This window comes from Micromonospora sp. DT62, from assembly GCF_049847285.1.
Taxonomy (GTDB): Bacteria; Actinomycetota; Actinomycetes; order Mycobacteriales; family Micromonosporaceae; genus Micromonospora; species Micromonospora reichwaldensis.
In genome coordinates this window covers 349,525-360,795 of sequence record NZ_JBNCOB010000006.1, presented here as the reverse complement: position 1 = coordinate 360,795, position 11,271 = coordinate 349,525, and the positions used below count along the sequence as shown (strand labels likewise).

At 75.2% G+C, this 11,271-nt stretch carries 10 protein-coding genes and 2 pseudogenes; 6 read left to right on the top strand and 6 right to left on the bottom strand.

Annotation, left to right across the window (positions count from 1 at the left end):
• Positions 1-73 precede the first annotated feature (73 nt).
• Positions 74-580, bottom strand: coding sequence for a DUF402 domain-containing protein (locus ACPXCB_RS12580; protein ID WP_425875003.1), 507 nt, complete (start codon positions 578-580; stop codon positions 74-76).
• A 69-nt stretch (positions 581-649) separates the two neighbouring features.
• Here ACPXCB_RS12580 and ACPXCB_RS12575 point away from each other — a divergent pair.
• Positions 650-2,070: pseudogene (locus ACPXCB_RS12575) on the top strand (ATP-dependent DNA helicase); the annotation flags it as partial.
• Between the two features lie 153 nt (positions 2,071-2,223).
• A pseudogene (locus tag ACPXCB_RS12570) lies at positions 2,224-2,919 on the top strand (ATP-dependent DNA helicase); the annotation flags it as partial.
• A 4-nt stretch (positions 2,920-2,923) separates the two neighbouring features.
• Here the strand turns inward: ACPXCB_RS12570 and ACPXCB_RS12565 are convergent.
• Positions 2,924-4,222, bottom strand: coding sequence for an AI-2E family transporter (locus ACPXCB_RS12565; RefSeq protein WP_425875001.1), 1,299 nt, complete (start codon positions 4,220-4,222; stop codon positions 2,924-2,926).
• A gap of 157 nt (positions 4,223-4,379) precedes the next feature.
• Here ACPXCB_RS12565 and ACPXCB_RS12560 point away from each other — a divergent pair, with 157 nt between their 5' ends.
• On the top strand, positions 4,380-4,718 hold the full coding sequence (locus tag ACPXCB_RS12560; RefSeq protein ID WP_121400053.1) for a GroES family chaperonin: 339 nt from the start codon (positions 4,380-4,382) through the stop codon (positions 4,716-4,718).
• Between the two features lie 100 nt (positions 4,719-4,818).
• The gene (locus tag ACPXCB_RS12555; RefSeq protein WP_165947924.1) at positions 4,819-4,986 is read left to right on the top strand and encodes a hypothetical protein; all 168 of its coding nucleotides are present in this window, start codon (positions 4,819-4,821) and stop codon (positions 4,984-4,986) included.
• Between the two features lie 9 nt (positions 4,987-4,995).
• Here the strand turns inward: ACPXCB_RS12555 and ACPXCB_RS12550 are convergent, their stop codons facing one another.
• A complete protein-coding gene (locus ACPXCB_RS12550) occupies positions 4,996-6,444 on the bottom strand; it encodes a PrsW family intramembrane metalloprotease (protein ID WP_425874999.1) in 1,449 nt (482 codons plus the stop codon).
• 193 nt (positions 6,445-6,637) lie between these two features.
• Entirely contained in the window at positions 6,638-7,576 is a 939-nt protein-coding gene (locus tag ACPXCB_RS12545) for a DMT family transporter (protein WP_425874997.1), read from the bottom strand.
• Between ACPXCB_RS12545 and ACPXCB_RS12540 the strand changes: the two genes are divergently transcribed.
• Positions 7,575-8,966: a PLP-dependent aminotransferase family protein gene (locus ACPXCB_RS12540; protein ID WP_425874995.1), complete on the top strand. Its 1,392-nt coding sequence runs from the start codon at positions 7,575-7,577 to the stop codon at positions 8,964-8,966. The genes ACPXCB_RS12545 and ACPXCB_RS12540 overlap by 2 nt on opposite strands.
• Positions 8,967-8,987: 21 nt before the next feature.
• Here the strand turns inward: ACPXCB_RS12540 and ACPXCB_RS12535 are convergent, their stop codons facing one another.
• Positions 8,988-10,244, bottom strand: coding sequence for an FUSC family protein (locus tag ACPXCB_RS12535; RefSeq protein WP_425875024.1), 1,257 nt, complete (start codon positions 10,242-10,244; stop codon positions 8,988-8,990).
• 74 nt (positions 10,245-10,318) lie between these two features.
• Here ACPXCB_RS12535 and ACPXCB_RS12530 point away from each other — a divergent pair, with 74 nt between their 5' ends.
• The gene (locus tag ACPXCB_RS12530; RefSeq protein ID WP_425874993.1) at positions 10,319-10,954 is read left to right on the top strand and encodes an HD domain-containing protein; all 636 of its coding nucleotides are present in this window, start codon (positions 10,319-10,321) and stop codon (positions 10,952-10,954) included.
• Here the strand turns inward: ACPXCB_RS12530 and ACPXCB_RS12525 are convergent.
• Positions 10,951-11,238 (bottom strand): DUF4031 domain-containing protein, encoded by a 288-nt coding sequence (locus ACPXCB_RS12525; protein ID WP_425874991.1) that lies wholly within the window; start codon positions 11,236-11,238, stop codon positions 10,951-10,953. The genes ACPXCB_RS12530 and ACPXCB_RS12525 overlap by 4 nt on opposite strands.
• Between the last annotated feature and the right edge of the window lie 33 nt (positions 11,239-11,271).

Below are 11,271 nucleotides of genomic sequence, written 5' to 3'. Positions count from 1 at the left end.
CAGAGCAAGGGTCACATCCACTGCCGCCAGCCATCAGCCCATCACGTACGGACCGACCCGGCCAGCCTCACAGTCAGACCACCAGGGCCAGCCACTTCCGGTACGACGTGGCGAACGGCTCGACGCCGTCGCCCAGCGCCCCGAGGAGCCACCGGGACGCCGCCTCGGCCTGCGCCACCACGTCGTCCGGGTAACCGAAGCGGGCCCGGTGCTCGGCGAACTCGTCCTCGTCGCGCAGCTCCACCAGCCCGGTGGTCCGCCGACGCACCACGTCGAGGTCGAGGTCGATGAGGTGGACGGTGTCGTCGTTCTCCCAGCGGGCCGGGCTGGCGATGTCGCAGTAGACCTCGCTGGTCCGTGGCGGCGGGTTGAACATGCCGGTCCACCAGGCGTGGTGCGGCACCAGGAGGACGAACGGGATCTGCTCCACCGACGGCCGGCCGTGGTAGACGGACTTCGTGCCCTCGGTCACGCCGAGCCAGACGCCGAGCTCGTCCTCGGCCAGCCGGCGGGCCGGGTAGTCGCGGTGGGCGCTGCCGTCGTACTTGCGGTAGATCACGCGGACCACGTCGCTCGGCATGAATCGCACCCTAACCGATACCGCCCATCCGTCGCCGCACGGAAGTAACCGGACGCGGTCGACGGGAGACCGTACCGTGACGACGCCACGCCCGGATCGGCGCGGCCGGTGTCGGGGACGACGGGTACCGTCGCACGGTGACTCCGCGCCTCGCCACCGGTTCCGCCGCCCCCTCGCCCCGCACCGGAGGCCGGCGGCGGGGCGCCCGGCCGAGCGGGGTGGAGCTGCTCGCCGCCGCGGTCGGCGCGGTGCCGGGCGGGGCGGCGCGTCCCGGTCAGCAGCAGATGGCGACCGCCATCGAGGAGTGCGTGCAGGCGCGGGAGCACCTGCTGGTGCAGGCCGGCACGGGCACCGGCAAGTCGCTGGCCTACCTGACGCCCGCGCTGACCGTGGACGGTCCGGTGGTGGTCTCCACGGCCACCCTGGCGTTGCAGTCCCAGCTGGTCGACCACGACCTGCCCCGGCTCGCCGACGCCGTGGAGCCGGTGCTCGGCCGGCGGCCCACCTTCGCGGTGCTGAAGGGACGGCACCACTACCTCTGCCTGGCCCGGCTGGACAACTCCACCGAGGACGAGCCGGAGGACACCCTCTTCGACGCCCCGGCGGCGCGCCCTAGCGGCGGCACGAAGTGGCTCGGCGAGGCGGGTCGGCTCGGCAAGCAGGTGCAGCGGCTGCGCGACTGGGCGGAGAAGACCGACACCGGCGACCGCGACGAGCTGGACCCGGGCGTCGACGACCAGGCCTGGCGGCTGGTCTCCATGCCGGCCCGGGAGTGCGTCGGCGCGTCCCGCTGCCCGTTCGGCGCGGAGTGCTTCGCCGAGGCGTCCCGGGCCCGGGCCCGGGAGGCCGACATCGTGGTCACCAACCACAGCCTGCTCGCGGTGGACATGCTCGCCGGCCGGCACATCGTGCCGCCGCACAAGCTGCTCATCGTCGACGAGGCGCACGAGCTGGCCGACCGGGTCTCCTCCGCCGCGCAGGCCGAGCTGGTGCCGGAGCTGATCGACCGCTCCGCGAAGCGGGCCCGCCCGCTGCTGCGGCCGGACACCGCCGAGTCGCTGACCGCGGCCGGCGACGCCCTGGCCGTCGGGCTGGCCGAGGCGCCGGCCGGGCGGATCACCTCGGGGTTGCCGTCCCCGCTGCGCGAGGCGTGCACCCTGCTCGACGCGGCCACCCGGGCGGCGCTCGACGCGATCGGCGACGTCAAGTCCGACGACCCGGACCCGGTGCGCAAGCAGCAGGCCAAGGCGGTGCTCGACGAGCTCTCCGCCACCGCGCAGCGGCTGCTGGAGGAGGCCGACCACGACGTCGCCTGGGTGGAGAAGAACGACAACACCGGTCGCCGGGCGCTGGTGGTCGCGCCGCTCTCGGTCGCCGGCACGCTCGCCACCCACCTGTACGAGGAGCGCACGGTCGTCGCCACCTCGGCGACGCTGACGCTGGGCGGCCGGTTCGACACGGTGGCCCGGGCGCTGGGCCTGGAGGCGCCCCCGGCCGACCCGCCGTCACCGGCCGCCGCCGCGCTGGCCGCCAGGTCCGCCGGGCGCCCCGGCGCCGCCGCACCGGCACGAGGCACCGGACCGTCCGACGGCGGCGCGGCCCAGGGCGGCCGGACGCAGGACGGCGCCGCACAGGGTGGCGCAGCGGGGGCGCCGGCCACCTCGGGGCCGGGCTGGCGCTCCCTCGACGTCGGCTCGCCGTTCGACTACCCCCGGCAGGGCATCCTGTACGTCGCCGCGCACCTGCCCCGGCCCAGCGTCTCCGGGCTGCCCGACGCGGCCGGCGAGGAGCTGCTCGAGCTGGTCACCGCGCTCGGCGGGCGTACCCTCGGCCTCTTCTCCTCCCGGCGGGCCGCGCAGCAGGCGGCGGAGCTGCTGCGCGCGCGGACCGACCTGCCCGTCCTGCTCCAGGGCGAGGAGGCGCTGCCGCTGCTGGTACGCCGGTTCCGGGAGGAGAAGTCCAGCTGCCTGTTCGGGGTGATGTCGCTCTGGCAGGGCGTCGACGTGCCGGGCGACTCCTGCCAGCTGGTGGTCATCGACCGGCTGCCCTTCCCCCGGCCGGACGAGCCGCTGGCGGCGGCGCGGGCCGCGGCGGTGGACGCCGGCGGGGGGTCGGGTTTCGCGGCGGTCAGCGTGCCGATCGCCGCGATCCGGCTGGCTCAGGGGGTGGGGCGGCTGATCCGGTCGACGGGCGACAAGGGCGTGGTGGCGGTCCTCGACTCGCGCCTGGAGACGGCCCGGGGCTACGGGCCGTTCCTGCGCCGGTCGCTGCCGCCGTTCTGGTACACCACCCGGCCGGAGGTCGCCCGGGGCGCCCTCGACCGCCTCGCCAAGGTCTGACCCGTCACGGCGCCTGGGAGGCGACGACGACGGCGTCGGGCGGGGTGTCCGGAACGGTGCGGGCGGCGAGCCGGCGGACGGCCGTGTTGAGCACGGCGATCAGCGGCACCGAGACCAGCGCGCCGGTGATCCCGGCGAGGACCACGCCGGCCGCGATGCCGATGATGACCGCGAGCGGGTGGATGGCCACCGCCCGGCCCATGATCAGTGGCTGGAGGAGGTGCCCCTCCACCTGCTGCACCCCGATCACCGCGCCGAGGATGATCAGCGCGGTCACCGGGCCGCTGTCGACCAGCGCGACCAGGACCGCGACGACGCCCGACAGGGTCGCACCGACGATCGGGATGAACGCACCGAGGAAGACCAGCGCGGCGAGCGGGAAGGCGAACGGGATGTCGAAGATGACCAGGAAGACGCCGATGCCGACCGCGTCGATGAAGGCGACCAGCACGGTCGCCCGGACGTAGGCGACCAGCGTCGCCCAGGACGCCCGCCCGGCGTCGTCGACCTTCCAGCGGGCGGCCACCGGCAACAGCCGGACCAGGAAGCGCCAGATCTTGTTGCCGTCGCGCAGGAAGAAGAACGTGGCGAAGAGCACCAGCAGCGTGCCGGTCAGCACCTCAGCCAGCGTGGCGGCCGTGGAGAGGGCGCCGCTGGTGAACTTCTCGGTGTTGTTGTTGATCCACTTCTGGCCCTCCTCGATGTAGTTGTCGAGTTGGCCGTCGGAGAGGTGCAGCGGTCCGGTCTTCAGCCAGTCCTGGATCTGCCGGACGCCCTCGGAGGACTTCTTGCTCAGCTCCGGCACGCCCTGGATGAACTCGTTCACCACCAGGGTCAGCGTCCCGATCACCCCGGCCAGGCCGCCCACCAGCACCACCGCCGTCGCCATGGACCGGGGAAGGCGGGCCCGCAGCAGCCAGCCGACCGCCGGCGCGAGCAGCGCCGAGAGCAGCAGCGCGACGGCCAGCGGGATGACCACGATCCGGACGGTGCCGACGACCTTCAGCAGCGCCCAGGCCACCACGCCGATCACGATCAGCCGCCAGGACCACGCGGCGGCGATCCGCAACGCGTGCGGCACGTCCGCGTCGTCCCGGCTGGAGGTGGAGTTGTGCATCGCCCCGGGCGGCGGGGCACCGACCACGGTCGCGGACGGCGCCGCCACCGGGCCGGGGGACGTCGGCGAGGCCACGCCGGCCGGTTCGGGGCCGTCGGCCGGATCCGGACGGCGTGCCCGCGCCGTCTCCCGGCCCGACTCGTACGCGCGACGGAGCCGTCCGCGGATCTGCTCGAAGCGGCTCAAGCGCACCTCCTGGCAAGAGACCGGCCCGCCCACGCCGGTGGGCGGACAGGATACGTCCGACGACGCCACCGTAGGGCAGGTCCGCCACACATTGCCCCCGGCCCCCGCCGCGTAACCGCCCACGGCCCGCCGACCGGGACACGGTAGCGTCTGCGGCGTGACCGCCGACCAGAATCTCGACTCCAAGCTGCCGATCCGCCTGCTGCACGACCGTGTGCTGGTGCGGATGGAGGGGAGCGAGGGTGAGCGACGCTCGACCGCCGGCATCGTGATTCCGGCGACCGCCGCCGTGGGCAAGCGTCTGGCCTGGGCCACCGCCGTGGGCGTGGGGCCGAACGTGCGCGCCATCGTCTCGGGCGACCGGGTCCTCTTCGACCCCGACGACCGCTCCGAGGTCGAACTGCACGGCCGCGGGTACGTGCTGCTGCGCGAACGCGACGTGCACGCCGTGGCCGCCGAGCGGGTCGAGAACGACTCCACCGGCCTCTACCTCTGAGCCCACCCCCGGCCCGCCCGCCCGGATGAGGGCGCCCGTGCCGTTTGCGTCGCCCCCCGCCGGGAAGCCAGCCGCATCACCGGCCCTGGGGAGGGACGCGATGCCGGTACTCGTGAAGAAGATTCTGCTCTGGGGGAGCGTCGCGTTCCTGATCTACTTCATGGCCTTTCGGCCGGAGGGCGCGGCGGAGATGTTCAAGGCGATCGGGGCGGGACTGATGGCGATGGCGCAGGGCCTCGGTGACTTCCTGACCAGCCTGATGACCTGACGACCGGGTTCAGGGGCGGCCGGGGTGCCACGGTGCCGGCGGCTGCTGGCCGTACCAGCCGGGCGGGCCGAAGCCGGCCGGAGGCGGCGGGGGCGGCGGGACGAGCACCACCGGGATCGGCACGACGGGCTCGTCCGGCGCCTCGACCGACCGCTGCGTGCCGTCCGGGAACCGCAGGTGGTAGCGGTGCCCGTCCCAGATTCCCGCCGGCACCTGCGGGTCCCGGCCCACGAAGAACGACCGGTACGCGCCGATCGCCTCCAGCAGCTCCCGTTCCTCCCGCGCGGTCCGCTCCTGGTCCGCCGGACGCCGGTCCAGGCCGCGCAGTGCGCCGTCGCGCAGCAGCGCCAGCCGGGTCGCCGCGAACTGGTAGCCGCGCATCGCCCTCAGCCCGCCGTCGCCGGCCACCCGCTTGGCCCACACCCGGGCCGCGTGCCGCCGCCCCAGGCTGCTCAGCGCCGCCACCTCCGGCGGGGTCAGCCAGCCCGCCCGCACGTAGTCCGGCAGCATCCGCTCGGTGAGCCGCCCCTCCCAGGCCCGGAGCCACAGGGCGAGCCCGACCATGGCGAAGAAGACCGGCACCATCACGCCGATGAAGCCGTACAGCATGATCAACGTCTGGCCGGTGGCCTGGGTGAGCGTCGGCAGCAGGTTCCACAGCCCGTGCAGCATCATCGCCAGCAGCAGGCCGGCGAGCGGGGCGAGCACCCGGACCCACCGGCTGGCGGTGCGCGCGGCGATGCCCAGCCCCACCCCCGTCATGGAGGTGAAGAGCGGGTGGGCGAAGCCGAAGAGCAGGATCCGGACGATGAAGATGGCGATCACCTGCTGGGTGCCGGTCGCCGGCCCGTACCGCTCCGCGCCGCTGGCGTAGCCGTGGCCGCCCAGGTAGAGGATGTTCTCCACCATGGCGAACCCGATCGCGGAGAGCCCGCAGTAGACCAGCGCGTCCGTGATCCCGGAGATCTCCCGTCGGCGGAAGATCAGCAGCAGGATCGGCCCGAGGGCCTTGGTCAGCTCCTCGATGAACGGCGCGACCAGCACCGCGGTCAGCGCGGTCGGCAGCCCCCAGTCCTCGAAGAGCCCGGCGGAGAACTCGTTGACGGTCAGCGAGGCCGCGGTGGAGACGAACGCGCCCCAGGCGAAGCAGAAGATCAGGTACTTCAGGGGCTCCGGCTCGTAGCGGTCCAGCCAGAGGAAACAGGCCACCAGCACCGGAACCGGGAGGATCGCGGCGGCCACGCCGATCAGCAGCGCCTTGGCGCCCAGGTTCTCGCCGAGCGTGAAGAGCATGAACAGCGCGCACGCCGCGATGAACAGGACGGCGCCGGCCAGCACCAGGGCCCGACGCCACCCCAACCGACGCAGCGGCATCCCGGGCCCCGCCCCACCGGGCGGCGGAACGGCGGGCGCGGTCGGCGACGGCGGCAGGGATGCGCCGGGCGGGGTGTCGGCCATGCGGTCAGCGTAGCCATCCCCGGCCGCCTGGTCCGGCTGGGCAGCACGACCGGGCGCGTGGACCGGCTGCTCGCCGCCCTCGCCGCGCTGACCTGACCGACTGGGAGCACCCGCCGGCCCACTCCCCCGGGCCGGCGGGACGGCCGGCTCCGGTACGAGCCCCGCGCCGGCCCGGGACTGGGCGCGCCCCCCGTCAGGCCTTTCCCACTGCGGGTGCCGGCGCGCGGTCGCGGGTGCGCTGGGTCAGCACCACACACGCCAGCACGGCCACCGCCGCCGCGATCGAGGCAGGGGTGACGGCCTCACCGAGCAGCAGCGCCGACCAGGCCAGGGTGAGCACCGGCTGGGCGAGCTGGATCTGCCCGACCTGCGCGATGCCGCCCCGGGCCAGGCCCGCGTACCAGGCGAAGAAGCCCAGGAACATGGAGACCACGGTGAGGTAGCCGAACGCCGACCAGGCGACGGGGTCGGCGCGCGGCGGGGCGGCCACGGCGGCGACGACCATGACGGGCACGGTGACGGGCAGCGAGAGCAGCAACGCCCAGCAGATCGTCCGGGCGCCACCCAGCTCGCGGGCGAGCGCGCCGCCCTCGGCGTACCCCAGGCCGCAGAGCACGACCGCCGCGAGCAGGAACAGGTCGGGCGGGGCGAGGGCCCCGCGTACCGCGCCGCTGGCGCCGAGGAAGGTGAGCACCGCCAGCAGCCCGCCGGCGCTGGCGGCCCAGAACAGCGGCGGCGGTCGCTCGCCGGCCCGCAGCACCGCGAACACGGCGGTCATGGCGGGCAGCACGGTGATGACGACCGCGCCGTGCGCGGAGGTCTGGGTGCTGAGCGCCAGCGAGGTGAACAGCGGGAAACCGACGACGACGCCGAGGGCGACGACCGTCAGCCGCCGCCACTGACCGCGCGTGGGCCGCGGGGCGCCGGTGGATCGCAGGTACGCCCATGCCAGCAGCGCCGCGCCGACGGCCCGGCCGAAGGCGACGAACCACGGGTCGAGCTGTTGCACGGCGACGCGGGTCGCGGGCAGCGACATGCTGAAGGCGAGCACGCCCAGCGCACCGAGGGCGAGGCCGACCGTCCGGTCCGCCGTTACCGTGGTCCTGACAGTAGCGCTACTGTTCCTGTTCATGAATGACGGTAACGCAGCCGACCGCGTCGTCCAAGACCTGCGCGGGCTCGCGGCTGCCGCGGATCCCGGCGCACGGCTGCCCTCGGTGCGCGAGCTGACCGCCCGGCACCAGGCCTCCCCGGTCACCGTCGCCGAGGCCATCCGCCAGCTCGTGGCCCAGGGACTGGTCGAGACGCGAGCCGGCAGGGGCACCTTCGTGGCCGCCCCGCCACGCGAGTGGCGCGCTCCCGACCTGTCGTGGCAGACCGTGGCGCTCGGCCCCCGCCGGCCGGGCGAGGACGAGATGCAGGCGCTACTGGCGTTACCGCCCACAGGAGCGATCCCGCTGTCCGGAGGCTACCTGGACGGGGAACTGCAACCCGCCGCCGCGCTCGGGGCCGCGCTCACCCGCGCCGCCCGGCAGCCCGCGTCCTGGCAGCGCGGGCCGGCCGAAGGGCGCGAAGACCTGCGCGCCTGGTTCGCCCGCGAGGCCGGGGCCGGGCTGCGCGCCGAGAACATGGTGGTCTGCCCGGGCGGACAGGCCGCCCTGTCGTCCGCGCTGCGGGCGCTCGCCGCGCCCGGCGACACCCTGCTCGTCGAGTCGCCGACCTACCTGGGCGCGCTGGCCGCCGCCCGGGCGGCCGGCCTCCGGGTGGTGCCCGTGCCCGCCGACGCCGACGGGGTACGCCCCGACCAACTCGCCGCCGCGTTCGCCCGCACCGGCGCCCGGCTGTTCTACTGCCAGCCGCTGTACGCCAACCCGCACGGCGCGACGCTCGCGGAGGACCGCCGGGCCCGGGTCGCCGAGGCCGTACGCGACGCCGGGGCGTTCCTCATCGAGGACGACTACGCCCGCGACCTCACCATCGACGGCCAGGCCCCGCCACCGCTGGCCGCCGACGACCCCGACGGGCACGTCGTCTACCTGCGCTCGCTGACCAAGTCGACCGCTCCCGGGTTGCGCGTCGCCGCGATCGGCGCCCGCGGCCCAGCCGGCGCCCGGCTGCGGGCGGCCCGGCTGCTCGATGACTTCTTCGTCGCCGGGCCCCTGCAACAGGCCACGATCGAGTTCGTCACCACCCCGGCCTGGGCGCGTCACCGCCGCGCCCTGCGCACCGCGCTGCGGACCCGCCGCGAGGCGCTGCTGACCGCGCTCCGCCGGCACCTGCCGGAGCTGGCCCGGCAGCCGGTCCCGCGCGGCGGCATGCACCTCTGGGTACGCCTGCCGGAGGGCACCGACGACGTCGCGCTGGCCGCCGCCGCGGCCGCCGAAGGCGTCGTCGTCCTCCCCGGCCGCCCCTGGTACGCCGCCGAACCCCCGGCCCCCCACCTCCGCCTCACCTACGCCGCCGCCCCACCCGACCTCATCGACGAGGCCGTCCGCCGCCTGGCCCGCGCCCTGCGGGCCTGAGCGGGTCGACGCGGGTGCGGGTCAGCCGAGCGGCGGGGCGGCGGGCGGCTTCGGGGCGTCGTCCCGCTCCCCCTCGCCGCCCGGCCGGTCCTGGTCGTCGAAAGCCTCCCGGACCCCGCGGTTCGCGTCCTCCTGACTGAGGCCGGAGGCCACCATCAGGTCGCTGGCGGTGGTCCGCACCTGCGCGATCACCACGCTGCCGGAGAAGCCGACCCCGTCGGTGTACGCCCGGCCGGCCTCGCAGACCGCGCGCAGCGCCCGCTCCCGTGCCTGCTCGGGCTCCTCGCTGACGGCGAACTCGTGCTTGAGCAGGCGTACCGACTCGGCGAGATGGGCCACCGCGTCCGGCATCGTCTCCGGGATGGGCTCCTCGTCCTCGATCAGGGTCACCGCGCGCCGGCTCAGCGTGCCGGCGTTGCGCATCGCCCGGTCGATCGGGTCGGCGGCCTCGGCGTAGTGGATGAGCTCGTCCCGCCGGTGCCACCGGGCGGGCGAGAGCGTGGTGGTCTCCTTCGCTCCCTCGATGGCCTCGGTGAAGGCGGCCATCTCCTCCTGGTTGTTGCGGAGCCGGTCCAGGGCCTGCTGGGCCTTGCCCCGGTCCCGGTCCCGCAGGGCCTCCGCGGTCACGTCGAGCTGGGCGGCGAGCAGGTCCAGGGCTGGCCGGGCGGCCCGGTTGATGACCCGCAGCGGATTGAGCGGCAGCAGGATCGCGGTGACCAGCAGCGCGATGCCGCCACCGATGAACGCGTCGATGAACCGGGGGATCTCCAGGTTCTCGGTCGACGGGCTGAGCGTGACGATCAGCACCGCCGTGGCCGCCGCCTGGATGACTATGGCCACGCTGGCGCCCGCGAAGATGGTCAGCATGATGGCCAGGGTGACCACCAGCCCGAGCTGCCACGGGCCGGTGCCGAGCAGGTAGATGAGGAAGTCGCCGACGGCGACCCCGATCGCCACTCCGACGATCAACTCCACCGTGCGGCGGAACCGCTGGCCGACGGAGGCGGCGAGGGTGCCGACCGCGGAGATCGGCGCGAAGACCGGCTGCGGATTGCCGAGCAGCTCGTGCGCCGCCAGCCAGGACAGTCCGGCGGCGAGGCCGGCCTGCACGGCGAGGCCCATCGCCATCCGCAGCCGGTGCAGGCGGTCGTGCAGGGTGGTCTTGCTGCGGTGCCGCAGGCGGGCCAGCGCCTCGGCGATCCGGGCGCCGTCGATGTCCGTCGCCCGGTCGCGCAGTATGGCGCGTCGCACCCGTGAGGGTCGACGGTCCCGGGCCACGGCCATGGCGGGGACTACCCGTGCCGAGCCGGGTGAATCCTCGGCGGCGACGGCGGTAGGGCAGACTCGGCCGGGTGGTCGACCTTCTCGACCGGTGGCGGGCCGCGGCCCGGGGCGCCGGAATGACGGACGCGGCGGAGCTGAGCCGGGTCGGCGAGGACCTGCTGGCCCGCTGGCGGGAGCCGCACCGGCACTACCACGACGCCGACCACCTGACGGCCGTCCTCGACGTGGTCGACGCCCACGCGCCGGCCGCCGGACGGCCGGACCTGGTGCGCCTCGCGGCCTGGTGCCACGACGCCGTCTACGACCCGCGCGCCGGGGGCGACGCCAACGAGCGCGACAGCGCGGCGCTCGCCGGGACGCTGCTCACCCGGGCGGGCCTGCCGGCCGACGCCGTGGCCGAGGTGCGCCGGCTGGTGCTGCTCACCGCCGGGCACGCCGTGGAGCCGGGTGACGCCGACGGTGCGCTGCTCTGCGACGCCGACCTCGCCGTCCTGGCGGCGCCACCCGAGGCGTACGACCGCTATGCCGCGGCGATCCGCCGGGAGTACGCGCACGTGCCCGAGCCCGCCTTCCGGGCCGGCCGCGCCCGGGTGCTCGCCGGGCTGCTCGCCCTGCCGGCGCTGTTCCGGCTGCCGCCGCTGGCACGGCGCTGGGAGCCCCGGGCCCGCGCCAACCTGACCCGCGAACTGTCCACCCTCCGCTAGCCCCCCACCCCCACCTCACGCGGGCGGGCCAGGTGCTTGGGGCGGCGCAGCCCGGCCTGCCGGAGCAGGCGCACCAGTTCCCGGCTCGGCACCACCCGGGCGCCCAGCCAGACCGCCATCGCGAACCGGTCGGCCGGGATGTCGTAGTGGTCCCGGTCGAACCCCCGGCGGGGCACGCCCAACATCTCGGCGAAGGCGTGCAGCTCGGCGGGGGAGACGTCGCTGATCAGGTGGGACCAGAGCCGCCCCCGCCACGGCCAGGCGGGCCGGTCCAGGTAGAGCATGTCGGCCAAGGTACCCGGCACCGGGGACCGGTT

Bases quoted from the DNA above. Each gene is read 5' to 3' on its own strand.
- ACPXCB_RS12580 (WP_425875003.1), bottom strand. From the start codon at position 580: ATGCCGAGCGACGTGGTCCGCGTGATCTACCGCAAGTACGACGGCAGC.
- ACPXCB_RS12555 (WP_165947924.1), top strand. From the start codon at position 4,819: ATGCCGGTACTCGTGAAGAAGATTCTGCTCTGGGGGAGCGTCGCGTTC.
- ACPXCB_RS12550 (WP_425874999.1), bottom strand. From the start codon at position 6,444: ATGGCCGACACCCCGCCCGGCGCATCCCTGCCGCCGTCGCCGACCGCG.
- ACPXCB_RS12540 (WP_425874995.1), top strand. From the start codon at position 7,575: ATGAATGACGGTAACGCAGCCGACCGCGTCGTCCAAGACCTGCGCGGG.
- ACPXCB_RS12545 (WP_425874997.1), bottom strand. From the start codon at position 7,576: ATGAACAGGAACAGTAGCGCTACTGTCAGGACCACGGTAACGGCGGAC.
- ACPXCB_RS12525 (WP_425874991.1), bottom strand. From the start codon at position 11,238: ATGCTCTACCTGGACCGGCCCGCCTGGCCGTGGCGGGGGCGGCTCTGG.